We start from the raw sequence: 25,075 nt of genomic DNA on the forward strand, positions 1-25,075 counted from the left end.
TACGGGTGGGGTTGAGGCCTTGCTTCGGTATAGGGAGTGTAATCTGGGTGGAGTTGGGGTAGAGACTGTTGGTGTTCGCTGCAAGCGGGTCTAGTTATCTTCGGCTCTTTCTATAGGTTATTTTGCTAGTTTGGGTTATCAAATCTTGGATACAGCCGTTAAAAGGATTTCAAATTGCTAGGAATTTGTCGTTATTGCTTATCAATACCGTTATTTAATTCATTCATAACACGATGATTACGCACGGCGACGAGGTCGAAGCCCAAGTCCTCAAGAACCTTGCGGGGTTGGGTGAAATAAACTTAATGAGCTCCGCAGGGAAAAAAATAGTAAGTGTACTGGTGGTGGATGGCGACGCCCACCATCTCGATGCTGTGCGATCTAATGCTGCCTTCAATCTGCCTGGTTGGGTTGTGCGGGTGGCGACTTCGGCGGCGGCCGCGGTGAGCGCTTTGAAAGAGGGCCGGGCGGACGTGTTTGTGGTCGGCGGCGGTCTTCCTGACAGCGGACCGATTGAATTTCTCAAGAAGAGCAAGGAGCTATCGCCAAATTCGTTGCGATTCCTGCTGTATGCTGAGTCCGAGCGAGATTTGTTGAGCAAGACGGTGGGCTTGACGCATCGCCGGATGGAAAAGCCTGTGACGCCGGGGGCCTTGGCCTTGGCGATCCGTCAGGTGCTGGTGACGCATCTTCGGATTCGTAAGCCCGAGGTGGCTGCTATCGTACGTGACACCAAAGAGTTGCACGTGAATACGGCTCCGATGCAGGAGCTGTTGCGCACGGCGGACGATCCGGATTGCGAGATTGAGGATTTGACTCGAATCATCTCCCAGCATCCTACGGCGGTGGCGACGATCCTGCAGGTGGTGAACACGGCTTTTTACGGAACTTCGGGCGATGTTGATACGCTTGAGGAGGCCTTACAGATCCTGGGAATGGATTTTGTGCGGAATCTGGCGATCACCGAGCTGGCGAAGAAGCAGCTCCGGTTGAGCCCTGGTTTGCACGAGCTGGCGAATTCGATTTTGCAGCATTCGATCGAGGCGAGCCAATTTGGGCTTCGCATGAGGCAGCACGTGAAGAACATGCGCCTGATCCAGCAGCTGAGCAGTTTGGCCCTGTTGCATGACTTGGGAAAGCTGGTTCTTCTAGCGGCGAAAGGGAACGATTACGCTGATCTGATGGGGCAATCGGTGGACTCCAACACGCCTTGCTGGAAGCTTGAGCGCGAGAATTACGGTTGCGACCACGCGGCGGTGGGAGGCTTCCTCTTTGCGATGTGGGGCTTGCCGGAGGTGATCGTACGGGCGGTGACTTGGCACCATCAGCCGGAGAAAGTTGCCGAGAAGGTATATTGCCCGACTTCTCTTTTGCACTTCGCGAACTTCGCTGCTCATTCGAACCAAGGCGTTTCGTGCTATTGCGGAGATCGCCTGAACGAGGATCTGGCGGAGAAGCTCGGTTTGTCCCCAGATTTCGCCTACGATTTCGATTAGGCGAGGATAGATTCTCCAAGTGCGACGGCGGGCGAATCGATTGCTTGTGGTGACTGGTTGGCCGAACTGATTTTAGCCGTACGGCAGAGCGAGCGACTCTCGTTGAGGGCCAATTTATTTGGTTGAAAAGGGTGAATAGAGCATGGATAGCTTCAATCCCTCTTGTTTGATCTCATCCTTAGGAATTTATGCCGAACGCTCTAGAGTCGAATCGCTGGTCGCCAATCTCCAAATACTTGCTGGTGGGAGTATTGTTGGTGGTCGCTCATTTGCCGTTTCGTTCGGTTTGGTTTGACGATCAGGATAGTATTCATTTCGCCCTTGCGATCGAGGAGCTGAATCTTCTGAAGCACCAGCCGCATCCTCCTGGGTATGCCGCCTATGTCTACACGGCTCGTGCGATCGATTCGGTGCTGGATGACCCGCAGCTGACGCTGACGCTTCTGAGCGTGTTTACGGGAGTGGGCTGCATCTTGTTGGTGTTCTCATTGGGGAAGTGGCTCGTTGACTGGAAGGTTGGGCTCATTGCTGCGGCTGTCATGTTGGTCGCTCCGGCGCGTATGCAGACGAGTCTGGTGGCGATGAATGACATTGTTGCCGTCTTCTTCCTGTTGTTGTCGATTCGCTTGGGGCTGAACTGCAGGAAGGGAGGGATTTGGTTTCCGGTTTTGAGCGGGTTGGCTTTGGGGTGGACGGTAGGCGTGCGGCCTCAGCTGATCATCATGGGTGTGGCGTTTGCGTTGGTGCTGATCGTTTATTGCCGGTTGTGGTCGCAGCGGGGGCTCTTTGTGGCGGGGGGGCTTGTTGGTACGCTTGCTTGGCTGGTGCCGATCTCTCTCGGGCATGGTTCGTTTTCGAGGTATTATCAGTTTTCTCAGAAACAGTATCAAAACCACCCGGATGTCAGAGCTCAGTTCGATCTCGAAAGTGTAGTTGAATTATGGGGATTATTCTCGGATCGTTGGGAGTGGGTATTGGGTGGACTGGTATTGTGTGGACTTGTTGTCTTTTTGTGGGATCGACTTGGGGCGTCTCGCGAGGGGGAAGGTGAAAAGCGAGGTGGCGGTATTTGCCTTGCGCTTGTTGTTTTGTGGTTCGCGATCGCGTCATTTTCCGTGCTGCAATTTCATCCGCTGCACTTGCATCGGGTCACGGTGATGATGCTTCCTTCTGCGGCATTGATTTTAGGAATGCTGCTGAGACCTGCGTTTTCGATTGATAGGCGGAACCTGTTTTCGATGGCGGTCGTGGCGTTGCTTCTTGTCCTCTTTGTTGGTCAAACCGTTTCAACCGGAAAACAGGCGTACCGGTTGAGGACGTTCGTTCCGGCTCCGATTCAGACGGTTTTGGAGGTTGAACGGATGAGCGAAGCGGAAAGCACGGTTGTTTTCTGGTTTGATGTTCCGCGTTTCGTCCAATGGTACTTGCCGGATTACAAGATGTACTTGCTGGACTATGAAAGCAAAACGGTGCTGCCTGCACTGAATGCTCCTGGTGTGGAGACGATTCTTTCCCCTGGGGACATTTTGTTTAGCGGATCTGGTCGTTTGTTGGAGCATTCCCGTGACTACGAAATTTATTCGGCTCATGCCGAGTCACGCGCTTATTTATTTGAGAGCGATCGACTGAATTTAATTCCTCTGGAGGGCTTTCATCACAAGGAGCGTACTGGGCTTTGGACTGAAGATAGGTTTACCGGGTTTATCCGGGGGACTGCGGCTGGAGATGCTGATCTGTATCTGACAATTCGATCCGGCTTGGATGAGGAACGGGTTTTGGATATATCGATCGAGGGTGAGCTTTGTTATTCGAAGCTGATTGGAACCAGTTCCGAGGAGTTAGTGATACCTTTGCCGCTAGACCGGAAATGGAAACGCATCGAGTTCGTTTCGCGGAGTGGATGTGATTCACCCAAAGACCTTGGACATTCGAATGATACGCGTTGTATGGCCTTCTGGATACAGTCGATGGCGATGGGGCCGACTCGTTTCGAAGTGGGCGATACGTTGAGCTTCGATGAGGAGGGCGGCAGATTCGAGTACTTGGGTGAAGGATGGGCGGATCCTGAAGAGGGTTGGGTCTGGAGCGATGAAAAGCGGGTGGAGGTCGGCTTTCCGGTTGGGAGTCTTCCAGATGGCGATCTGAAGTTAGATTTCGATGCTCACTATTTTCTCGGTGACGAAAGTGATGTTCGAAAGGTCAATATTTATGCCAATGGGGAATTGGTTTCCTCAGACAGGATCGCGAATGAAAATCATTCGAATCCGAGCTGTATTGTGCCGAAATCTCTTTTGAAGGATGAGCGTACGTTGAAGCTCGTTTTCGAGTTTGAGGATTTGAGGTCTCCGAAGGATTTTGGTCTTTCTGATGATTCGAGACTCCTTGGTATATCGCTACGGAAGATCTTCCTCCGTGACACTAATGATGAAGGGTGAGGTTACAGCTAATGAATGAATTAGAGGCGTCAGGTTCTTGCGAATACAGTTTTGTGATTCCTGCTTACAACGAGGAGGAAACGCTCTTTACGCTTTGTGAGGAAATCAGCGAGTCCGCGAGTAAGTTTGAGATCGGCGAGTACGAGATCATTTTCGTAGATGACGGCAGCAGCGATCAGACTTGGAATCGTATCCAGGCGCTTGAGAAGGAACACCCTCGTGTCGTGAAGGGGCTTCGCATGCGGACGAATGCTGGGAAGGCGAACGCGCTCGCGGTTGGATTCCGTCACGCGATGGGGAAATTCATTTTCACCTTGGACGCGGATCTGCAGGACAACCCTTCGGAGATGTCCAAGTTTATCGAAAAGATGAACGAGGGCTATGATGTTGTGAGCGGTTGGAAGTTTGATCGAAAGGATCCGATCGATAAGACTTTGCCTTCTAAAGTTTTTAACTCGCTCACGTCTTTGCTGTCAGGGATCAAGATTCACGACATGAATTGTGGCTTTAAGCTCTACAAACGCGAGGTGATCGAATCGATCGATCTCTATGGCGAGCTACATCGATTTATCCCGATTTTGGCCAATAGCGTGGGCTTTTCGGTGTCTGAAGTGAAGGTGGAGCATAGGCCGCGTACTCACGGAGTATCGAAATATGGATACAAGCGTTTTATTCGAGGGTCGATTGATTTGATGTCTGTGCTGACGACGACCCGTTATATTGCGAGGCCGGCCCATTTATTTGGCTCGATTGGCGGTATTCTCGGATTGCTTGGATTTGGTGTGCTTAGTTATTTGAGCATTTTGTGGTGTATCGGAGCGGGGCCTATTGGTAATCGGCCCCTATTCTTCCTCGGCATCTTGTGCGTGATTTCGTCGGTTCAGCTTATCTCGTTCGGGTTGTTGGCTGAGTTGATGACGAAGCAATCGAACCGTCCGTTTGTGTCGGCTCTGATAAGAGAGTCGGTTGGTATTGAGAAGGAGAAAAAGGTATGAGCCAAAAAGGTGACAATATAGTAGAGGATGGCATCCCTGCCGGTACTTGGAACAAGTACGAGAGCAAGAACCCGGTACAGCGATATCTCGTTAAGAACTTTTTGGATACGTTTAGAAGGGCGGCAGCACCTCTCGCGAAAGAGTGCCAGAGCGCGATTGACGTTGGCTGCGGTGAAGGGGTGTCGACGCGCCTGCTCAAGGATGTTGGCTTTGAATCGATTGTCGGCTTGGATTTCTCGAAACAGATTATTGAAACGGCTAAATCGGAGAATCCTGACATCGAGTTTAAGCAGGTTGATATCTTCGATCTCGATGAATCGCATAGCGTCGATTTTGTATCCGCCTGTGAGGTGTTTGAGCACCTTGAGGGGCCGGAAAAAGCTCTTAAGAAGCTAGCGGAACTCTGTCGGGTGGGCGGAATCGTTAGCGTGCCGAATGAGCCGATTTTTCGAATGCTGAATTTCGCGGCCTTCAAGTACATGAGGGATTTCGGGAATTCGCCAGGGCATCTCAATCATTGGAGCTCGCGGGGAATTGTTCGCTTTTTGTCGACGTATTTTGAGATCGAAGCGGTGTATCGTCCGCTTCCTTGGACTATCGTAGTCGTGCGGCCTAAGCGATGAAGCTCTTGGTGGAGAATCGAACCTTTTGGATCGTTTTATCCGTTCTGCTAACTATCGGCTTGTTGTGGTTGGCATTGGAGATAACGGATCTGGCGGTTGTTTCTTCGGTCTTCGAAAAGATGGGAGTTTCCTGGGTGCTGGCAGCTTCTGCTTTTTATGTGTGCACGATTGCGTTACGAGCGTCGCGATTCTCTGTTTTGCTTGAGGGGCGTTTCTTGCGGAACTTCTTTCGTTTGTTTGGGATCGTTTGTATCCACCAGTTCTATAATCACCTCTTGCCGGCTCGCTTGGGCGAGCTTTCGTTTCCGCTGCTGTTGAAGAAGCGATTTGGGATAGAGGTATCTCGGTCGACTGGAATTTTAGTGGTCGCTCGGTTCTTTGACGCTGTGTCGCTGGCGTTGGTCGTTCTGTTTGCGGCTGGCTGGTATCTGGCGAGCCTTGGAAGGACGGATCAAGAAGGATCGGATCTTGTATTGGTAATCTCGCTACCGATTGTTTTCGGAGTGCTGGTTGGCTTGGGGATGTATGTGGCGTTGCGCGTTGATCTTTCGTTTATGATACCATCTAGCCGATATCCGAAGCTGAGGAAAATGGGGCAGAAGCTAGATTCGTTTGTGACGCGTACGAGGGAAGCGGTTGTTCGGTATTCTAGCTTTGGCAAGGGGCTTGCGGTGTTCATGCTCTCCGTTGGTATCTGGGTTCTGCTTTCGGTTTTTTTCTACCTGTTTTTTTGGAAGACGGATGTGGCGCTTTCGTTTAGCGAGGTGATTTTGGGGTCGTCCTTGTCGCACATCACTCAGTTTTTGCCTGTTAATACCTTCGGAAGTTTTGGCACGCTGGAAGCGGGCTGGACGCTTGGATTCAAGCTGATCGGTATCGATCTGAGTACCGCTTTGGGAATCGGCATCGCGATGCACGTGCTTGCGCTTGCGGTGCTGGCTGCGCTGGCCGGCGGCTTTGCTCTTGCGAGGGTGGTCCGCGGCTCTGGATCTGGCGACTAGAGCATTTTTCTTTTGTTTAGGCACTGAGAATCGCGGCACAAGGCCGCTTCCCACTTTAGGATGCCTGAAGTGCGACTGTTCAAAAGAAAAGTGCTCTAATTGCTGCCGTCGGGGTTGGCGGGAAGCAGGGAGATCTTGAAAAGCGAGAGGCCCAGCTTTCGTGGGTCGAGGGGGCTGGATTCTTTGCCGAGGCTATCGCCGCCGAATGAGAGGGTGTTTGTGCCGGGCTGGATGAGGACTGTTTCGCTGGCGAATCGCTCGAGCGTCGGTTTTTGGTCGAAGCGGAGGATTTCGTCTCCGTTTAAGGAAATGATGCAGTTTCGCTCGTAGTGAGTGCTCACTAGGAATTGTAGTCGGGCTTCGATCGGATTGCGGGCGAGACTCAAGAGGTGGACTTCTGCGATCCCTTCGCTCCATTTCCAGTGAAGGTCGCCGCTTCTTTCCTGTCTGTGCCAGCCGGTCTGAAAATCGAGCTCGAAGAGTGCGGGGTCTATCGATGGGTCGACTTCGAGAAAGACGATCGTTTGGGTGAGTTCTAGATTTCGATCGGAGGGCGGAGGGGGTTGAAGCCGTTCGGGAAAATCGATGACTGAGACGTTGGCGAAAAGGAGAAGGGGAAGCCATGCCTTGCCGCGAGGGCAGCTAAGGTTGAAGCAGAGGTGAAGTACGATCAGGACTCTGGGAGCGGCGCTTGGAAATCCTTCCCAGACGGCATGGCCTAGGACGCAACCGAGCACGGCGAAGCCGATGCCGCAGCGCCACCAGACGGATTTCCAGTTTGGGAAGAATAGGAAATAGGCGATTTGAAGGCTCAACCCGATTAGGCTTAGAAGATGGATGACGATGTAGGCCTTGGGATCGAGGGAAACGGCTTCGAAGACTTCGCCATATTTTTGCCAGAGCCCGGCGAAGGGCAAAGCGAAGTTGCGCGAGCCGGTGGTGCTTTGGTTGCTTTCGCTAATGGATTCGATGTAGAGGGTCCAAGTGACGAGGGGCAGGAGTGTGATCAGTCCGAGTCCTGCTATTTGGACGAGCTCTTTTAGTGTCGGCTTTTTTCCGGAGAAGAGGCTGAGTCCCGTGAGCAGGCTGGCGTCTTTCGTGAGGGCGGAGGCTGCGATACAGCCTGCTGCGGACAACCGCTTTTCTTTTGTGGCGAAGTAGATCGCAAGTAGGGTGAGCAGGATGGCAGGACCATCTGTAAGGGCGGATTGGATACTGGTGGCCCAGCCTGCTCCAAAGAGAATTCCGCCCCAGCGTATGAAATTTTGAAAGTTGCTAGGTGGGAGCCAATGGGTGAGCAACAAGGCGAACGCGAGCCAGCAGAGCGGGTTGAGCAGGGCGAAGGCATTTAGGATCCAAACGGGCTGGCCGAGTCCGAGGAGCCATGCGGCGGACGGCATGAGAACGCGCCGGGCGCGGTAGTCGAAGTTATCGAGCCCCTCTTGTAGCTGCGGATCGCTTAGGGTGGGGTTGAGGGCGATTTGAGCGTAGAATTGCCCGTCGTAGCCGGGGCTATCTTCGAAGACTCGGGGTTCGGCGCTTTTGAAGGCGTCGGTCGATTGAGCGTAGAAGCGGTCGCCGAAGTTTAGGAAGCTTGTGAAGCCTTCGGGCGGCGCGTAGTGAGCGGCGATGGTTGTGACGAAATAGAGGACCACTCCAGCGTAGAGGTAGTGCCAAGGTCGTTTTCGGATATGCGAAAGGACTTGGATCGTTTGTTGACGCATGGGTTGCTGGATTGGCTATGGCAGGAGGTTTGAGCAGTCTCTCGTAGTTGGAGCTCTATTGCGTTGCGCTTGCGATCTCGAGGTAGTCGCCTGCAGGACCACTTTTTTTTGTGTATCCGATTTCGTTTCGCTGGAGGAGCTTTTCTATATCGGCGAGAGGGTTGATGCCTGGGTCGCTGTGCCAGATGGCTTGAGTGTAGCCGTGATCTCGGAGCCACTTGATGATGAACACACGAGAATGGTCGGGGCCCCAGTTGTAGCGTAGGCCTGCTTTACCGGTTACGTATTCGATGGTGCCGGATCTGTGCTCGGCCCAGATGGCGTCGAACTCTTGGAAGGTTTGCTGGATGGGGGCGGCGTGCTTTTGGAAGTTGGCTGTGGAGTCGAGCTTGGGAAAAGAAGGCGCTTTGTAGAGGGAATAGAGGGCGATGAGGATTCCGGCGGCTGCGGCTGATCGGCGAAGGAGTTGAGGCGTTTTATCTAGCTCGAGGTTGCCGATGGCTAGACCGATGCAGATGAGGGCGGAAGCGTATGGGTAATATTCTATCTGGACTTTATGGGTGAGGTAGAAGGCGTAGTTGAAAAGGCATACAAAGAGCCCGAAGAGAAGCCACTTCAGGGACTTGGATCTGAATAGCGCTGAGCCTGCGAGTAGTCCGATGGCGAATACGTGAGGCCAGAGCCACTTCCTGTGTTCGACGAAATAGTAGTGCAGGTTTTTGCTGATGCCGCCTTCTTCGGTGAAGTCTTGATCGATCGATGAGTAGGTGAGGGCCAAGGGGCTTCCCAGCCGCAGGTAGGCGTAGAGCAGGTACATGCCAAATCCGCTGGCGAAGATGGCGATGCCGAGCCGGATGGCTTTGGAGAGATGTTGCCCGATTCCTTTGGCGTGAGGGGCGCTGAGGAAGAGGCAGGCGAGCCCGATTGGTGGGAAGAGCAACGCGTTGGGGATGCGGAAGAGGGTGGTGAACGAGAGGAGAGCGAGGCTCCAGGCGGGGTGTCTCGGCATTAGCCAGCCTGCGGCGATCAACAGTCCATAGGTGGGGGCGAGTGATCCGACGCGCCGAAATTCCAGATTGCTCGCCTCGAAGTAATGAAGAAGCAAGCCGCACACGGGAATGAGGAAGAGTGGCCAGAGGGTGAGCTTTTTGCCTGCGTCGACGTAGGCGGCGATGAGAAGGCCGATGCATCCGATCAGAACGCAAGCGATGGTGTAGGCGTCTCGCCGTTGCTCCAAGGGCAGCGCGGCTAGCATGAGACCGACGCCGGGCGGGTATTGGTTGATGATGCGGTCTTCGCTGTAGGCGAGGTGATAGGCGTGAGGAGCGATCATCCAGCGGTAGTGGTTGGGATCGCGGATGTTTTCCTTGAGGGCTGGGAGGAGCTCTGGAAGGAAAGGGCGCTGGCTGTGGTCGGCGAAGGTTTGGCCTGTGGAAATGGCTTTTGCCATGTTGAGGTAGCCAAACTCGTCGCAGCCGGTCGGCAGCTGGTGGTCGAAGGGATTGTAGTGCTTGTGGGCCGCGGTGGTGACGAGCGATACGAGAAGCAGTGTTCCGATCGCGAGCAGCGTTCTTTTTCTCTGCAGGAGCTTCGCAAGCGAAGATTGGTAGGGAAGGCTCGGCATCGTTGAGAAAGGGGGAAGCCTGATGTGTGAGTGAAGTGGGACTCGTGAGGCTAGGGGGCTGCCGTTGGGGATTGCCTACTTGCGGTTGAAGAAGGGGCTGTATTTTACGATGGCGTAGATGGCGCGGACTCCGTCTTTCCAGCCGATCTTTTTGCCTTCTTCGTAGGAGCGACCGTGGTAGGAGATCCCGATTTCGTAGATGGGCACGCGGAGCTTTGCGATTTTCGCGGTCATCTCTGGCTCGATTCCGAAGCGTTTTTCCGTGAGCTCGAGTTGTCTGAGAACGTCGATACGGAAGGCTTTGTAGCAGGTCTCCATATCGGAGAGGTGCAGGTTGGTGAACATGTTGGAGAGCAGGGTGAGGAAACGGTTTCCTAGCATGTGCCAGAAGTGGTGGACTCTTGAGGCGTTGCCTCCGCGGAATCTCGATCCAAAGGATACGTCCGCGATCCCGTCGATGATGGGCTGGACCAAGCCGGGGATTTCGGCGGGGTCGTACTCGAGGTCCGCGTCTTGGATGGCTACGATGTCGCCGGTCGCCGCGGCGAACCCGGTCTGTAGGGCGCCTCCTTTGCCGGTATTCTTTTCGTGCAGGATGAGCTTGTCGTAGAAGTCGCTGAGCTTGGTTTCGAGGAGCTCGCGGGTGCCGTCTTGAGAGCAGTCGTCTACGATGATGACTTCTTTCTCGAACGGGATGGCGCTCTGTACCTTGGCGAGGACTTTTTCGATGGTCCTTTCTTCGTTATAGCAAGGGATGACGATGGTGAGCTTCATGGCTAAGGCTGGGATCGGTCCGAGATTTTTCGCGAATCGCTGCTCGATTAACAAGCGTATGGTTGCGTGGGGCGGCTATTTGTAATCGAGCGCTTGTCGGGTGAGGGCGACGCGAGGGATGTCTTTGACGCGCTCGAGGATGTCGAGCGAGGATTGGGGGATGGGGTTGGCTTGAACTTTGAGGGACTTGATCTTGTCGCCTCCGTCGTCGGTGCCCCATTTCCAGTCGTAGTTCTTGGGGGGCGGGTAGGAGTCTACGCCTTCGGTGCGTTCGGAGCCGAGGAATTTGAAGATCTGTTCGGTCCATTTGATGGGGTCGGCGACGAGGTCTTCGTAGCGGACCCAGAAGTTTTTCTGCGCGTCGTGGGGGAAGCGGGAGAGCAGCGAGTCGTAGGATTTCGACCAGTATCGTGCGAGCCAGCGGTCGATGGGGCCCTCGGGCATGTATTTTTCGAATTTGCGAAAAACCATTTTGCGGAGGGAGGCGACGTTGGTGTGCACGTCTCGAGTGAGGATGAGGTGGCGGGTTTCGGGGACGTTTGGCAGCTTGGGGTAGCGGCTGGCGTCGTTGAACCAGGAGGGGCGCTTGAGGACGATGATGCGTTCGTCGCAAAGGGCGTGGATCTGCTGGAGGGCGTTGGCGGACTGGTATTTGGTAAAGTTGACTTCCGGCAGGCTGGAGATGTCGGGCGCGGCGGACATAAGCGCTTTGAGCAGCGTGGATCCGGAGCGCATGGTGCTGAGCTCGATGGCGATTGTGCGGTTAGGAGTGTCGGCCATTGGGAAAGAATATGGCTATGGGTGATGGGTGATGGCGGGGATTGAGCCAAGGGTTTTTTACGCCCTGAGGCGGAAACTCGCCCGAAGGATGAAGAGGGGAGAATCGGCGCTGGACATGGGGCGGGGAGTTTGTGTGTTTCTTGGGGAAATGAGCATTGAAGCAAAAAGGGACGCTTTGGTTGATGAGTTGGCTCCGTTCGACGACCATTTCGAACGCTTCGCCTACATCGTGGATCGCGCTAAGTCGAATCCGCCTTTGGCGGACGAGTACAAGATCGACGCATTTTTGATCGAGGGCTGCTTGTCGCGGCTTTGGGTTTATCCTGAGTTTCGGGATGGCAAGTGCTACTTCAGCACGGATTCCGACGCGGCGATCACGAAGGGGACGGCGACGTTGTTGTGTGGCTTGTACAGCGGGGAGAGTCCCGAGGACGTGATCTCGCTGGAGCCGGACTTTTTGGCGGAGGTGGGAATCACCCAGCATCTTTCGCCCAATCGTCGCAATGGGTTGACCAATGTGCGCAAGCGGATCAAGGCATATGCTGAGCTTTGCTTGAAAAACGCTGAAAACCAGTAAGTTGCATATAGGGTACGTTTTTTTGCAGGTTTTTATCTGTCTTGGATCGTAGTCCTTTTGTTATGGATCAGAGAGTGTTGGACGAAAGTTTCATGCGGGCCGCTATTTGTGAGGCTGTCCGAGGGGATGTCGTCAAGACACGCCCCAATCCCCGGGTCGGCGCGGTGATCGTGGAGGATGGCGAGATCGTGGCCAAGGGGCATTTCGAATTTGACGGGGGGCCTCATGCGGAGCGCCAGGCGTTTGAGGCTCTGGGCCGCCAGCCGAAGGAGGGGGCGGTGATTTACGTGACCCTGGAGCCGTGTTCGACGGAAGGACGTACGGGGGCTTGTACCAACGCGATTCTCGAATCTGGCATTCGGCGTGTGGTGGTCGGTTCTTCGGATCCGACGCCGGAGCACCGGGGCAACGGGATTCGGGTGTTGGAAGATGCCGGGGTGGAGGTCGTTTCGGGCGTGCTAGATCTCGAGTGTTCGGCTTTGAATCCTGGCTACCAGGGGCACTCGACTGGGGTTTGAGCTTTGGGCTTTCTCGGGAGAGCTCTGGCGGGCGTATTTATTTTTTTGGTACGTTTGTACCAGTGGACGCTTTCGCCTTTGAAGAACGCTGTTTTTGGGGCGTCTGCGGCGTGTCGCTACAAGCCGACTTGTTCGCACTATGCGATCGAGTGTTTTCGAACGTTGCCTTTTGTTCGGGCTTTGCGGCTCGCGACATGGCGGTTGTTGCGGTGCAACCCTTGGGGCGGCTATGGATGGGATCCCGTTCCTAAGATGGTGTATCGGGATCGTGGCGACGGGAAGCCGGTGCGGAGTTTGAAGGATTACCTGTAGGCGGGCTGCAGTGGTCGCGGGCTGAAGCACCGCGCTACGCTAGAACTTGTTTTTCCACATCATGGATTCCATGGGAAGTGGGGTGCGGGCGTTGTATTTGGCCGAGGCTTTTTTGTTGTAGTAGTTTTCGATTTCGCCTTCGACGTAGAAGTAGATGAGTTGCCCGATGGGCATGCCGGCGTAGACGCGGACGGGTTGGGCGACTGAAATTTCGAGGGTCCAGTGGTTGCAGAATCCGACGTCGCCTTTTCCGGCGGTCGCATGGATATCGATGCCGAGGCGCCCGACGCTGCTTTTGCCTTCGAGGAAGGGGACGTGGGCGTGGGTCTCGGTGTATTCGAGGGTGGAACCGAGGTAGACGGTGCCGGGTTTGAGGACGAAGCCGTCTTCGGGGATTTCGAAGTGCTCGATGGTATTGTGCTCTCGGGCGTCGAGTACCTCGGCGGTGTAGGTTGCGAGGTGCTTTGAGAGATGGACGTCGTAGCTGTTGGTACCGAGTTTCGAGCGGTCGAAGGGGTCGACGACGATTTCGCCTTTGTCGATGCCTTCCAGGATGGCTTTGTCGGAGAGAATCATAATTGGGGCAGATAGCTGTTTAGAAAATGCAGCTACTGGCAACCTAAAACCTACGACTGGGGAGAGGGGGCGATGCTCGGGTGATCGAGTTCGGTTTTGATGGTTTGGCGTTCTTGCTCGATGGCGTCGAGAGCTTGCTCGAGCTCGTTGATCTTGGCGGCGATTCCTGAGCCAAGCTTGCGGAGGCCTTCGGGGGAGTCTGCGTCGACGTCGTCCGAATCGCCGAGGTTTAGGATCTTTGAGAGGAATCCGGGTTTGGCGTTTGGTATGGTTTTGGTGCCGGAGGCTCTTTCTTGGATCCTGATTTGGGTGTGGATTTCCTTTTGTTTGCTTCCGTTGCTTCGCAGCTCGGTTTGGATGTGCTCGGATTTGGAATCTAGTTCTGCGAGAGAGGTTTTCAGTTCTTCGAGTCGTTTTTCCCAGATTTGCTCTGCCTTCTTTTTGACGACGTTCACGCCGGGGTGCTCGAGGCGGGTCGCGGCTTTTTGCAGATCTGGAAGGAGTCGTTCGGAGATGCGGTAGCGTTCTTGCTTCCGGTTGAAGTGAGGGGAGTTCTCTTGGGTGATGAAGGGGGAGATTTTTGTGGCCTGTTCGCCAAACAGTTTTTGGCAGAATGTTTGGTCGATCCAATAAAGTCCCGACAATAGCAGGAGTTTGGAGCGTTCAGTCCGATTGGGAACGAGGTGGGTGACCCGAGCCATTGGTCCCCAGCTTTGGGAGAAGTCTTGGAGCTCGTTTCGGTTTTTGAAGCGTCTCAACGCTTCGGCGCGAAGCGAGTCGCTTAAAGCGAAGGCTTTGCCGCTGGCGCTCAGGGTGGCTCCGGTGTTGGGGAGGTTTTTGAACCAGTCGAAGATTTCTTCGCTGTCGTTCTTGCCGAAGAGGATGGGTAAGTCGTCTTTGTGTACCGCTTGGGGAATCGCTAGGGCGGCGACCTTTAGCTGGTCGGGAGCGGGCAGGCTATCGAGGAGTTGGGTGGCTTTGCTGCGATCGAGGCTTTTGAGCTCGTTGATTGCTTGATGCGTTTCGGCGGGGTAGCCGAGCGTCTTGAATTTTAGGAAATGGGCGACATCTGGTTCGAGCCCGGAATGTAGACCGAAGCTGTAGACGTCGTCATCGCTGTATGGATACAGCTGGAAGTCTTCTGTTTTGTTCGACCAAACTCCCCAGCTTTCGTTGGGGTAGGCCAAATTCAATGGATCGAGGGACTCTATGAGAAGAATCAGGCTTCGGCGGTAGGCTCCGTTGGTGGCTGCGGGAAAGACGTAGTCTCGGAGCCAGTCGACGATGGATACGGAGAGGTCTTCGAACTTCTCGATGTAGATGATGGAGAGATCGGTCCCGAGGGATTGCAGAGGAAGGGCGTCGAGGAATGCTTCGGCGTGGTTGGTGGCTTTGCTTTCGCCGAGTCCGACGTTTACCTCGACATCGTCTCGGACGACTTCGGTGCGTCCGACTGATGATGCGGCGGCTTGATTGATGTAAGGCTTTTTCTGGCGAGCGACGCTGCTTCGAGTGATGAGTAGTGAGTCGTCGGATACGATCGGGTTTACTTTTCCTCGTTGAACGCTCTCGAGTCTTTCGGAGATCTTCTTTTCTTTGCTAGCGGCGGAGGGATAGCGGATTGTTTGGGCACAGGCGCGGATGAACTCTGGGATGGTGTCGAGCTGGCCTTTTCGTGTGGGGTGCAGCCAGAGGAGCTTGGCTTTGCTCATGACCTCGCTTTCACGGAATTCGGAGATGAAGCTGCTTTTGCCGACGGCTTTGCTTCCCCAGATGTTGAATACTCGGTTGCTGTTCGTTTGGGTTCCTTGGACGGGGAGGACTTGCTTCAGCGCCTCCATCTCGAACTTGCGCGGGATGAAGTGCTCTTTGCTTTTTTCTGAGGTCGTCTGTGAGTCGGCTGACATGGGATCAATTGGAAATTGGCTGGACTAGCGTAGGCGTGGTGACCTCTGAGCACAAACGGCAAAATTGCAAAAAACTGTGAAAGAAAGGATCTAGAGGCTGAAAAGCGCTTCTCGGTAACGCATCATGAGAAGGTTTTCGGTCCAAGCCTGGAAGCTTTGGGGGGCTTTGTGGTCGAGGTGTTCTTGGCAGAGCCACTCTATGTAGTGGCCTTTGGCGGCGTCGCAGAGGGGGTAGCCACCGCCGATTCTCGGGTTGATTTCGATTACGCTTACTGTGTTGGCGTTTTGATCGTAGAAGGCTTGTATGTTGATGATCCCGCTTGCGTCGGGGAGCGCTTGGGCGATCGATTTGCAGATTTCGATCAGTTTCGGGATGCGGCGTGTGCGTGCCTGGACGACTTCGCCGGATTCGACTGCGATACGTTCATGGGGGATGATGCAGAGTGGCTTTCCGTTTTTGTCGAGGTAGAGGTTAACGGTGAATTCGATCCCGCTCGCTTTGCTTTGGAGTATCCAGTCGCTTGGGACGTTCGCTAATTCGTCCGCGTTTTGGATTTCGCTAATTCCGGCGGAGGAGGCTCCGGCTTGTGGCTTGGCTATGAGCGGATAGCGAATCTCTGGAGGGAGTGTGGTTTTGGTGAATGTTGTCGGGGATGGGATTTGGTTCTTTTGGAAAAACTCGTGCGTATCTAGCTTGTGGATGCAGGTTTTGAGAGTGTTTTCGCCTGAAAGGCTTACGGCGGTGCCTTGGCTTTCGAGTTCAGGTTTTAGATCCTGGAGGGCTAGGAGTTCGGTATGGCGAGTGGGGATGACGAGGCCGATGCTGGCTTTTTGGCAGAGCTCTTTGAGGGCGGAGCTCCAGTCATGGGCTGTGTGGGTGGGGAGGAGTGTGAACTCGTCGGCGATTTCTCGGGTGGGGACTTGAGCTCGTGTATCCGAAATATGGAGTGTCGCTCCTCTGCTTTGGGTCGCCTTTTTTGCGATTCGAGCGATCGCGACCTTGCTGCCTCCTGAGAGGAGAAGCAGGTTTTTGAAAGTTCGCGGGGCGTTGCTCATTGGGGGAATTGATGGCGATTTGCGAGGCAGGGAGCAACCTCATTTGTGTTCTGGTGGGGGAACACAAAAAAGCGACTCCCGTTGGGGAGTCGCTTTGAGAACTTTGAATCGGAATTATTAACCGATGAGTCGTAGTGCAGTCTGGCTGGATGCGTTTGCCTGTGAGAGCATTGAAGAACCAGCTTGAACCAAGATGTTCGCACGTGCCAACTGAGTTGACTCGGAAGCTACGTCCACATCGATGATGCGGCTGTTTGCAGCTTCGAGGTTTTGCTTGTTTGTCGCGAGCATGTCGGACGCGAAGCTGAGTCGGCTTGATTGTGCACCGTTGGTTGCACGGAGGGTAGCCACGTTCTCGATGGAAGTCTTGATCTTATCGAGAGTAGTGCCGGATGCACCGAGTGATGTGGAGCCATCGCTCGTTGCGATCAGGTCAGTGTGGATTCCATCTGAATCACTTGCGAAGCTAGTTGAGTCGATGGAGACAGTCTGGCTGCCGTCTTCAGAGGTCTTAACAGTCATACCGGAGCCGTTCATCAAAGAAACGCCGTTGAAGGACTCTGCTGCTACCGCGCCGAGCTGAGCCTTGAGGGCTTCGAACTCAGTGTTGTAGTTAGCCTTGTCGGTATCGTTCTTGGTTACGTCTTCGCTCAAAGTCTTGAGTTCAGACATACGGTCGAGAATCTTACCGGCTGTTGCGAGAGCGCCATCCTGAGTTTGGAGGAATGACTGGGCGTTTGCGATGTTGCTGCTTGTGGCTTCAGTACGCTTGATAGCCGCTGACATCTTCATGGAAACCGCGAGTCCACCAGCGTCGTCTGCTGGGTTGACGATCTTCGAACCGCTAGAGAGTCGTGCCAAGCTGTTTTGCAGCATAGCGTTACTCTTGTTGAGGTTGTTCATCGCGCTGATCGCGGAAGTGTTTGTATTGATTACAACTGACATGTTTTTATCATCCTTGATTTGTGCGGAGGCTTCCTTGCTTCCGCGTGCCCGAAGAGTAGTGTCGGGCCTTCACTTTTCTGCCGATAGCCGGCGGAAATTTGTTTAGCATCTACTCGAGATAGAGTGCTGTTTCGAAAAGGTGTTGGTCATTTTTCATGATTGGGAGCGACGAGAGAGCTCGCGCTTTTGGTGGTTGGTTGGTGTTGGTTAAATTCGTGAGGGTGCCAGGCGTATCGATCCGCTGACGACCGTTGTGTTGGGTGGCCTTGCTCGCTCTTCTCCCAGACGGGGAAGGGGGCCGATGCGGTTGAGGTTTGCTGCCAATGGAGTTCGAGCGAATGTGAGTTCGTATGCCTTGGACGCTTTTCGCAGTGCTTGGGTGCAAGGTGGATGGCGGGGCTGCTGCGCAATTCTCTATGCGTGGCCTCTGTGTGCCTGGAGTTTTTGTTGAGGCATGCGTCGCCTCTTCCGGCACAACTCGCGTTATCGTCCTTGATGCTGCTAGTCATTTGATTGGAACCCTGGATGGGTTGTCTCGGTTTTGTTACACGTCCTTGTGTGCTGTAGGTATCGTTGGCGTTTGAGGTCCGTTTAGCGTTTTGAGCATTTCTACTCACTTGGCTTGTAGGTATTCTTTTCCGCCGTTACACGATGGTGCACTTGTCATTGTTTGTTCGATACAGCTTTTCTGCTGTCGAGACATGGCTCGAGTGCTCGAGGTCGTTGGAGTCGCGATCTTTGTTTGCGGCGGCGATTGTGTCGCCGGTAGCAAGGTTCGCTTTTCCGGTGCTCCTTTTAGGTTTTTTAGTTTTTACTACGGTTTAGGCGCCCCGCCCGTCGGCGGGGAACCTATGTCGTATGTAGTAACTAACCTAAAAGTTGTAGCGCGACCTGGGTGGAGGAGTTAGCTTGGGCGAGCATTGATGATCCGGCTTGTACCAGAACATTGTACTTCGCTAGCTGGGTTGACTCCTCGGCGACGTCGACGTCGATGATGCGGCTGTTCGCGGCTTCGAGATTCGCCTTATTTACCGTCAACATGTCGGAGGCGAATGAGAGGCGATTGGATGCCGCTCCGTTCTTCGCTCTGAGGGTCGCAACGCCTTCGATGGCGTCTTTGATGGTGTCGAGATCGACACTGGAGTGACCGAGGCTGTTGCCGCCGTCCAAGAGGTTGGCAGTGACTGTGGCTTCGAGATCTGGTTGATCGACCTCTACTGATCCGTCGCCTGATTCTGTAGTGGCTACTGACAATGTGTCGGCGCCGCTCTTGAAGAGGCTTACTCCATTGAAGGTCTCGTCTGCGAGTGCGGAGAGCTGCTTTTGGAGTTGTTCGAACTCAGTGTTGTAGTTGCCCTTGTCGGTCTCGTTTTTGGTAACATCCTCTGAGAGAACCTTGAGTTCTGACATACGGTCGAGAACCTTGGTTACTGTGGCAAGCGCTCCATCTTGTGTTTGGAGGAACGACTGTGCGTTTTGGATGTTTGTATTGACTGCTGCCGTACGCTTGATGGTAGCGGAGAGCTTCATGGATACAGCGAGTCCACCTGCGTCGTCCGATGGCTGTGTGATCTTAGAACCACTGGACAAACGGTTGAGGCTACGCTGAAGCATCGCATTGCTGGATGCTAGATTGTTAGACGCAGATATAGCACTGCTATTGGTGTTTATTACTACTGACATTTTAACTTCCTTGTTTAGGTTACGACTTGCGACATCCTTGTCGCATTGCGGGGTTAAGGTGTCCGCTGCACCTGTAACTTGCGTTACGCCTAATAGTATCGGGAGCTCATGCGTGGGCTTTAGGAAAAACTCTATGTTTTCTGAAAAAAGCGCTCAGCGGGTTGCGGAAAGCGCTCATCGCCGCTCTGGCTTGATGCGCTTAGGCTTCACTATATAGAGGTGCGGAGTAGAGCTTGGGTCGCTTCGCTATTGCGCTCGCTAGGTTCTGGAGCTTAGGACTTTGTTTTTGCAGATCCTATTTTATGAGCGAGGCAGTCACTATTCATCAGATCTACATTTCGAGCGGGCACGACTTTAAGGGCCGTTTTGAGAAGGGGCGCTTGAACAACGGTGTTGTTCGGGTGGATACAGTCGAGTGCGTGGCGGGACGTGGCCTGGTGGGGGATCGTTACTTTGACTTCAAGGAAGATTTCAAGGGGCAGGTTAGCTTGATCTCTATGGAGGCGATCGGGGCGATGGAGAAGGATCTGGATCTGTCTGTTGAAGATGTGAGCTCGTTTCGCCGCAATGTGTTGGTGAGCGGGGTCGACTTGAATGCTCTGGTGGGAGTGGATTTCAAGATTGGCGGTGTGGTGTTGAGGGGAGTGGAGCAGTGCAAGCCGTGTTTCTGGATGGATGAAGCGATCGGGGAAGGGGCCTGCGCGGCGCTTGAAGGGCGTGGCGGTTTGAGGTGTCGGATCTTGGAGAGCGGTGTGCTCGAGGTGGGCGAAACGGAAATTGTAGCGTTAGGCTAAGGAAACGATGAGACGAGTTGTACTGAACGGGGAGGATGTGGAGTTCGAGGGGGAGGCTCCGGGTTCCTGCAAGGAGGCTTGTACGTTGGTGGAGGGCTATCTGTCCGGCCAAGGGCTTTCGCTTGAATCGGTCGCGGTAGACGGTGTGGCAATGTCCTTGGAGGAGGCCATGGAGATTGCTGACTATTCGGTTTTGGAGTTCAAGTCGATGAGCGCTCTAGCCCAGCTGCTGAACATGTGCGGCGCTTGGAGGGATGAAACGAGCAAGCTTTTGGAGGAAATGAGGGGGCTTGGGGCGATGGTTTTGCGAAGCGGCTGGAGCGACAGCCAGGTGGCGGTCGTCGAATTTTTGGAGAAGATGCGGCCGGTGATTGAAGGAATCGGTGTACTGCAGAATTTTGGAAACGAGTCTGGGGCGCCATGGGCCGCTCGGGTGACGGCGGCTTTTCAGGCTGGATTGGCGTCGATCGATGGGGTGGCCAATTCGATCGAGTCGAGGGATAGCGTGCGGCTTTCTGATTTTGTGGCGTCTTCTCTCTATGAAAGCTGGCGTGAGGTGGTGCTCTGTTTGGAGGAGGATGTTATACCTGTTTTGGAAAAGGAGGGAGCTGCATGATGGGAGGAAGGAAGATGTTTGCGGAATCTCACCCAGCCCTCGCGAAACGAGTGGAGTCGGCGCAGGCTGCGCAAGGGGATCTCGCGGAGTGGAAGGGGCGGACCGCAGATGCGGAGCGATTGCTGGCTCGCTGGTTGGAGGGGAAGCGGTTTCCGCATGACTCGGCCATTGCGGTGAGCGGCGTAGGCGATGGTTCGCATGTGAAGGCTTTGCTTCGTGTGTTGCCGCAAGATGCTCTGGTTTTTTGCGCGGAGCCTGATGTGGGCCGGTTCAAGGCCTTTCTTTCTTCTCCCGCAGCGGAGAGTCTTTTGAGGGATGGACGAGTGAAGTTTGGAGTGGGGGAATTGGGTGACGAGTTCTTCAATACTCTGGCGTTCGATGGAATCGTGGACTTCACGAACGCGGAGCCGCTTATTTTCGCCCCTATCTTTAATGAGGCGGAAGAGTATTACGGGCGGTTTTTTCAGGAGTTCGCTCAACAGTTGGAGCTCTGGCGTAAGCTCTTCGGGACGAATCTCACCAAGTCGGGACTGTGGCAGGGCAATTCGTTCAAGAATTTCAACACTTTGATTCGCACTCCGGATCCGCTCGAATTTGGAGATCATTTCAAGGGTTTGCCCATGATCATGGCGGGTGCCGGCCCTTCTCTTAATGAGTCGCTGGAATTTTTGCGTTGGGCCCAAGATCGGGCGGTCATTGTCGCGGGCAACTCTTCGATTCGAGCTTTGGTGAATGGTGGGGTGCGGCCGCATTTCGTTTTGGCGGCGGATCCGTACGAAACGACCGACCGCGGATTTGAAGGCGTGGATCTGGGGGATACGATGCTACTTTGTCCGTTCATGGTGTATCCCGATGTCGTGAAACGTTTCGAGGGTCGGATTTCGGCTTGGTCGCACAACAATCGGGTCGCCACCTACTTCCGGAAGGTGATCGGCAAGGAGCGTTTGGCTCATGTGGCGGAGCAGGGGACGATTTCTGCGTGCGCCTTTGATTTCGCGATCATGTTTGGCTGTTCCAGCTTGTTTTTTGTGGGGCAGGACTTGGCGGCGCGGGCGGACGGGCTAATGCACGCCAGCGATTCGTTTTATGCGGACGATGGTCCTGATAAGGCTGTTTTGGGCAGGTGTCGCTGGCTTCCGGGAAATACGATCGAGAAAGTGCCGGTTGAGGAGAAGCTGTTCGTTTACCTCAAAACCTTCGAGCAGCTCTCGAGGATCTATTCGAAGGAGTTGAAAATAAAGAACCGTGATCAGCTTAAGGTATTTAACCTCTCCCGATTGGGAGCTCGGATCGAGCACATGCCCTACCTCGAATTTGAGGAAGCGAAGGGGATGATCGAAACGGCTGGAGTTGGAGGTGTCGCGAAAGGGTGGTCGGACGTGCAAAAGGTGCTCGCCGAGCACCACGTGGGTTGGGGCCGAGTGGGGAAAGTCTTGCGGGAGTTTAGGGGGTACGTGGAGGAGATTTGCTCCCATGCTTTGCGAACGGCTTTGGCTATGGAACAGGGCGATACTTTGACACTCGAGAGCGCGGAAGCGGAAAAGGAGAAGTCCGATGCGTTGATCGGCTTCAACGATGAGTTTTTCGAGATCTTGAATGATGGTGAGCTGAAGATGGAGCTGTACGTTCAAAACAGGGCTGTCACTCGCCAGCGTAGGCGGTCGAGCTCGGATGTGGCTGCTGATCGTCTAGAAGAGTTGAAGGGCTACTTCTGGGCAGTGGCGGAGGGGAGCTACAGCGTGCTTTCTTCGATCGATTCCGCTCGTGAGACGCAGAAGGTCTAGCTTGCAGGGCAGCCCGATATGAAACGCGATATTTTAGGGGTGGTGCTTTGCGGCGGCGAAAGCAGTCGCATGGGTCGTGACAAGGCGTCTTTGAAGATGCGGCCAGGAGTGACGCAATTGGAGCGGCAGCTGTCTCTGTTGGAGCCCTTTTGCAATCGTCTGGCGGTCAGTTTGGGGCCTGCCTCGCGGGCCGAGCGCGAGGTGCCGGAAGGGATTGAACGAATTTGGGATCTACCGGAATGGGAGGGGCCGATGTCGGGGATGCTGGCCGCTTTGAAGTCGGGGGGAGGCTGGCCGGTGCTGGCGATTGCCTGCGATATGCCCTACTTGGAGGCGAGCGACCTTTTGCAGTTGATTCACCGGCGTGATCCGAGTCGGTTGGCGACGGCGTTTGTTGCGTCCGACGGATTGCCGGATCCTATGTGCGCCTTGTACGAAGGGGCAGCCTTGGAGGCGCTGGAAGAGGAGGCGAAGTCGGGAAGGCGGAGCCTGCGGCGTTTTTTGAAGGGCCCGAAAGTGGAGCGAGTGGAGCCTGCTGATTCCCGTTTCCTAGCGAGCGTGAACGACTTGCAGGAGCTGGACAGGGCTCGGCGGGCGTTGAGAGATCCTCGAGACTGAGGTTTCAAGCGGCGGAAGGTTTTGTAAAAAATCCGCTATTATCGCTCCGCAAGTTGTTTTTGGATAGAGGATTGCCGCATTGTTATGAAGAAAAATTCCTAGAAATCGCCTTTTTGCTAAAGGGAATCCGCCATAATCCGATAACCCAACTTGGTAGCGCACGCGGCGCTGCACTTTCTCGACAATGGAAAACTTCAATGTAGCAGGCTTGGCCAGTGGCTTTGACTGGAATTCGATGGTAGACCAGCTGATGGCTATCGAGCGGATTCCACAGCAGCGCTTGGAAGCAGAGAAGGACGAGAATGACGACAAGGTCGACGCCTTGAAGAAGCTCAAGACTAAGCTGGAGAAGCTGCAGACTAGCACGAGCGATCTAAAGAGTTCCTCGCTTTACCATACGAAGAGCTCGGAAGTTTCTAACGAGGATACGAACATCACCGCGACCGCTTCCACGAACGCGTCGAAGGGGAATTTCGAAATCGAAGTGACTCAGTTGGCGACAGCGACTCGTCGTCTCGGGGCTGCTGACGTGGTGACTCAGATGGGCGATGAAAACACTTTGATTTCTGCTTTGAGAGTGGCGACCGACGTGACGGAAGGGACGTTTTCGGTAAATGGTCAGGAAGTCACCATCGCGGAAACCGATTCTCTGCAGGATGTATTTGACGCGATTTCGATCGCGACCAGCGGTGTCGTGACTGCTAGCTACGATGGCGTTTCCGATACGATCACTCTCGATAGCGCGTCTGGCCAGCTCGAGCTAGGGGCCGAGAGTGACACCAGCAACTTCTTGTCGGCGATGAAGCTGCACCAGCTCGAAGTGGGCGACGGTGGCGGCGGCACGGCGACTGTCAGCAGCCGTGGGGCGCTGGGGGTTGTCGATATTGCCGACACGATCGCGAATAGCGGCATTGGCGGTCCGATCACGGGCTCCGACACATTTTATATTAACGGCGTGGCGATCGATTTCGATGCCGATACCGAAAGCATGTCAGCTCTGATGGCTCGCGTGAATGATTCTGCGGCCGGAGTGACGATGTCTTTCGATTCTGCGTCCGATCAGTTTCGTATTATCAACAACGAAACGGGAGCTTACGCCATGAACGTCACCGACAGTGGCAGCGGCTTGCTGTCAGCGATCGGTCTGACCGGTTCAGCTGATGTAGGCGATGATTTGACTTACACGATCGATGGTGGCGCTCCCAAAAGCAGCCGCAGCAACAAGATATCGGAAGATTCGCATGGATTGACCGGTGTGGTTATTACAGCTGCTGAAGTTGGGAAGCAGACAGTCACCATCAATAGCGACTCGGAGGAGCTGAAGGAGAAGATCAATTCCTTCATTTCGGCTTTCAACGATGTCCAGGACTACATCCAGGAAAAGACGAAGATCGAAGTCGAGGACGATGAAGTCACGGCGGCGATCCTTGCTGGAAACCGGGAGTTGAACTCTTTGGATTCCAAGCTGCGTAGTTTCGCTTTCGCCCAAGTCGATGAATTGACGAGCGGGGAGATTTTCCGTCTCGAGCATCTGGGCATCGATTTCATCTCAGGTACGTCCAAGCTGGAGATCAAGGATTCGGCGGCTTTGGATGAAGCGCTGGATAGCGATCTGGATACGCTGGAGCAGTTTTTCTCCAGTGGAGACGAAAATTTTGCAGGACGCCTCGACACTTTTCTCGAGGATTTCCTGAAGTCCGACGGGGTCATGGATACGATCTCGTCGAGTTATACCGAACGAAATTCCGATATCGACGAGCAGATCGAAGATATGGAACGCCGTTTGGAGTTCAAAAGAAGCACTCTTGAGAGTAGCTTTATTGCCATGGAAGAGGCACAGTCTAAAACACAAAACCAAGCAGCGGCTTTGGCCGGCTTACAGCTTCGCTAACGCATGATGGTTTTACGAAATAGATTATGACACTCCTTTTCCACAGGCATGAACTTATCAGCTAAAACGCTTTTGCAGCTTTTGGTGGCTACTTTGGTGGCTGCGACCTCGCTTGTAGGGTGCAAGACGGTTCATTCCGTAAACAGCCGCTACGATACGACCTACGGTGACAAGCACGAGGTGAGTAACATCCAGGCGGTGCAAGGTTTCCCCGCCCATCTGCGTCGAGTCGCATTGCTTCCTCTTTATAAAGGCCGCTACGACCACATCGAGCTTGAGTCGCTGGAGGAAAACCTAGCCCAAGAGCTCGGCAAGCAGAACCTCTTCGAGCTCGTGGTGGTCGAGC

General features: G+C 54.2%; 23 protein-coding genes. 14 read left to right on the plus strand and 9 right to left on the minus strand.

Annotated elements, in window-relative coordinates:
* The first annotated feature begins 233 nt into the window (after window positions 1-233).
* The 5 genes from JIN87_RS02605 to JIN87_RS02625 all read left to right on the plus strand — a co-directional run bounded on the left by JIN87_RS02605 (window position 234) and on the right by JIN87_RS02625 (window position 6,550).
* Window positions 234-1,496 carry an HDOD domain-containing protein gene (locus JIN87_RS02605; RefSeq protein ID WP_200353955.1) on the plus strand — a complete coding sequence of 421 codons (1,263 nt, stop codon included), beginning with the start codon at window positions 234-236 and terminating at the stop codon, window positions 1,494-1,496.
* A 188-nt stretch (window positions 1,497-1,684) separates the two neighbouring features.
* Window positions 1,685-3,931 (plus strand): ArnT family glycosyltransferase, encoded by a 2,247-nt coding sequence (locus tag JIN87_RS02610; protein ID WP_200353956.1) that lies wholly within the window; start codon window positions 1,685-1,687, stop codon window positions 3,929-3,931.
* An 11-nt stretch (window positions 3,932-3,942) separates the two neighbouring features.
* Window positions 3,943-4,926: a glycosyltransferase family 2 protein gene (locus JIN87_RS02615; protein WP_200353957.1), complete on the plus strand. Its 984-nt coding sequence runs from the start codon at window positions 3,943-3,945 to the stop codon at window positions 4,924-4,926.
* Window positions 4,923-5,549: a class I SAM-dependent methyltransferase gene (locus tag JIN87_RS02620; RefSeq protein ID WP_200353958.1), complete on the plus strand. Its 627-nt coding sequence runs from the start codon at window positions 4,923-4,925 to the stop codon at window positions 5,547-5,549. Before JIN87_RS02615 ends, JIN87_RS02620 begins: the two co-directional genes overlap by 4 nt.
* Window positions 5,546-6,550 carry a lysylphosphatidylglycerol synthase transmembrane domain-containing protein gene (locus JIN87_RS02625; protein ID WP_200353959.1) on the plus strand — a complete coding sequence of 335 codons (1,005 nt, stop codon included), beginning with the start codon at window positions 5,546-5,548 and terminating at the stop codon, window positions 6,548-6,550. Before JIN87_RS02620 ends, JIN87_RS02625 begins: the two co-directional genes overlap by 4 nt.
* A 95-nt stretch (window positions 6,551-6,645) precedes the next feature.
* On the opposite strand, the gene JIN87_RS02630 is transcribed toward JIN87_RS02625, so the two are convergent.
* From JIN87_RS02630 to JIN87_RS02645, 4 genes are all read right to left on the minus strand, one after another.
* Window positions 6,646-8,274 carry an AZOBR_p60025 family cell surface glycopolymer formation protein gene (locus JIN87_RS02630; protein ID WP_200353960.1) on the minus strand — a complete coding sequence of 543 codons (1,629 nt, stop codon included), beginning with the start codon at window positions 8,272-8,274 and terminating at the stop codon, window positions 6,646-6,648.
* A gap of 55 nt (window positions 8,275-8,329) precedes the next feature.
* A complete protein-coding gene (locus JIN87_RS02635) occupies window positions 8,330-9,898 on the minus strand; it encodes a hypothetical protein (RefSeq protein ID WP_200353961.1) in 1,569 nt (522 codons plus the stop codon).
* 75 nt (window positions 9,899-9,973) lie between these two features.
* Window positions 9,974-10,672: a glycosyltransferase family 2 protein gene (locus tag JIN87_RS02640; RefSeq protein ID WP_200353962.1), complete on the minus strand. Its 699-nt coding sequence runs from the start codon at window positions 10,670-10,672 to the stop codon at window positions 9,974-9,976.
* 75 nt (window positions 10,673-10,747) lie between these two features.
* Window positions 10,748-11,452 (minus strand): sulfotransferase family protein, encoded by a 705-nt coding sequence (locus tag JIN87_RS02645; RefSeq protein WP_200353963.1) that lies wholly within the window; start codon window positions 11,450-11,452, stop codon window positions 10,748-10,750.
* 148 nt (window positions 11,453-11,600) lie between these two features.
* Between JIN87_RS02645 and JIN87_RS02650 the strand changes: the two genes are divergently transcribed.
* The 3 genes from JIN87_RS02650 to yidD all read left to right on the plus strand — a co-directional run bounded on the left by JIN87_RS02650 (window position 11,601) and on the right by yidD (window position 12,859).
* A complete protein-coding gene (locus JIN87_RS02650; RefSeq protein WP_200353964.1) occupies window positions 11,601-12,029 on the plus strand; it encodes a SufE family protein in 429 nt (142 codons plus the stop codon).
* Between the two features lie 62 nt (window positions 12,030-12,091).
* The gene (locus JIN87_RS02655; RefSeq protein WP_200353965.1) at window positions 12,092-12,547 is read left to right on the plus strand and encodes a bifunctional diaminohydroxyphosphoribosylaminopyrimidine deaminase/5-amino-6-(5-phosphoribosylamino)uracil reductase RibD; all 456 of its coding nucleotides are present in this window, start codon (window positions 12,092-12,094) and stop codon (window positions 12,545-12,547) included.
* Window positions 12,548-12,592: 45 nt separating this feature from the next.
* Window positions 12,593-12,859, plus strand: a complete 267-nt coding sequence (gene yidD, locus JIN87_RS02660) for a membrane protein insertion efficiency factor YidD (protein ID WP_267909327.1) — start codon at window positions 12,593-12,595, stop codon at window positions 12,857-12,859.
* 39 nt (window positions 12,860-12,898) lie between these two features.
* Here the strand turns inward: yidD and dcd are convergent, their stop codons facing one another.
* The 5 genes from dcd to JIN87_RS02685 all read right to left on the minus strand — a co-directional run bounded on the left by dcd (window position 12,899) and on the right by JIN87_RS02685 (window position 19,026).
* Complete coding sequence (gene dcd / locus JIN87_RS02665; protein ID WP_200353966.1) at window positions 12,899-13,435, minus strand: dCTP deaminase; 537 nt, start codon at window positions 13,433-13,435, stop codon at window positions 12,899-12,901.
* A gap of 50 nt (window positions 13,436-13,485) precedes the next feature.
* The gene (locus JIN87_RS02670) at window positions 13,486-15,342 is read right to left on the minus strand and encodes a hypothetical protein (protein ID WP_200353967.1); all 1,857 of its coding nucleotides are present in this window, start codon (window positions 15,340-15,342) and stop codon (window positions 13,486-13,488) included.
* Window positions 15,343-15,432: 90 nt separating this feature from the next.
* Window positions 15,433-16,398: an ATP-grasp domain-containing protein gene (locus JIN87_RS02675; RefSeq protein ID WP_200353968.1), complete on the minus strand. Its 966-nt coding sequence runs from the start codon at window positions 16,396-16,398 to the stop codon at window positions 15,433-15,435.
* Between the two features lie 117 nt (window positions 16,399-16,515).
* Window positions 16,516-17,343 carry a flagellin gene (locus JIN87_RS02680; RefSeq protein WP_200353969.1) on the minus strand — a complete coding sequence of 276 codons (828 nt, stop codon included), beginning with the start codon at window positions 17,341-17,343 and terminating at the stop codon, window positions 16,516-16,518.
* Window positions 17,344-18,210: 867 nt separating this feature from the next.
* Complete coding sequence (locus JIN87_RS02685) at window positions 18,211-19,026, minus strand: flagellin (RefSeq protein ID WP_200353970.1); 816 nt, start codon at window positions 19,024-19,026, stop codon at window positions 18,211-18,213.
* 302 nt (window positions 19,027-19,328) lie between these two features.
* On the opposite strand from JIN87_RS02685, the gene JIN87_RS02690 reads away from it, so the two are divergent.
* From JIN87_RS02690 to JIN87_RS02715, 6 genes are all read left to right on the plus strand, one after another.
* On the plus strand, window positions 19,329-19,820 hold the full coding sequence (locus tag JIN87_RS02690; protein ID WP_200353971.1) for an MOSC domain-containing protein: 492 nt from the start codon (window positions 19,329-19,331) through the stop codon (window positions 19,818-19,820).
* A gap of 7 nt (window positions 19,821-19,827) precedes the next feature.
* Complete coding sequence (locus tag JIN87_RS02695; RefSeq protein WP_200353972.1) at window positions 19,828-20,436, plus strand: hypothetical protein; 609 nt, start codon at window positions 19,828-19,830, stop codon at window positions 20,434-20,436.
* Window positions 20,433-22,220 (plus strand): motility associated factor glycosyltransferase family protein, encoded by a 1,788-nt coding sequence (locus tag JIN87_RS02700; protein ID WP_200353973.1) that lies wholly within the window; start codon window positions 20,433-20,435, stop codon window positions 22,218-22,220. Before JIN87_RS02695 ends, JIN87_RS02700 begins: the two co-directional genes overlap by 4 nt.
* An 18-nt stretch (window positions 22,221-22,238) precedes the next feature.
* Window positions 22,239-22,838: a molybdenum cofactor guanylyltransferase gene (gene mobA, locus JIN87_RS02705; protein WP_200353974.1), complete on the plus strand. Its 600-nt coding sequence runs from the start codon at window positions 22,239-22,241 to the stop codon at window positions 22,836-22,838.
* Between the two features lie 184 nt (window positions 22,839-23,022).
* Entirely contained in the window at window positions 23,023-24,729 is a 1,707-nt protein-coding gene (fliD, locus tag JIN87_RS02710; protein ID WP_200353975.1) for a flagellar filament capping protein FliD, read from the plus strand.
* 48 nt (window positions 24,730-24,777) lie between these two features.
* A partial coding sequence (locus JIN87_RS02715; RefSeq protein WP_200353976.1) for a hypothetical protein occupies window positions 24,778-25,075 on the plus strand: 298 nt, incomplete at its 3' end.

Origin of the sequence: Pelagicoccus mobilis (genome assembly GCF_016595505.1) — a bacterium.
GTDB classification, from domain to species: Bacteria; Verrucomicrobiota; Verrucomicrobiia; order Opitutales; family Opitutaceae; genus Pelagicoccus; species Pelagicoccus mobilis.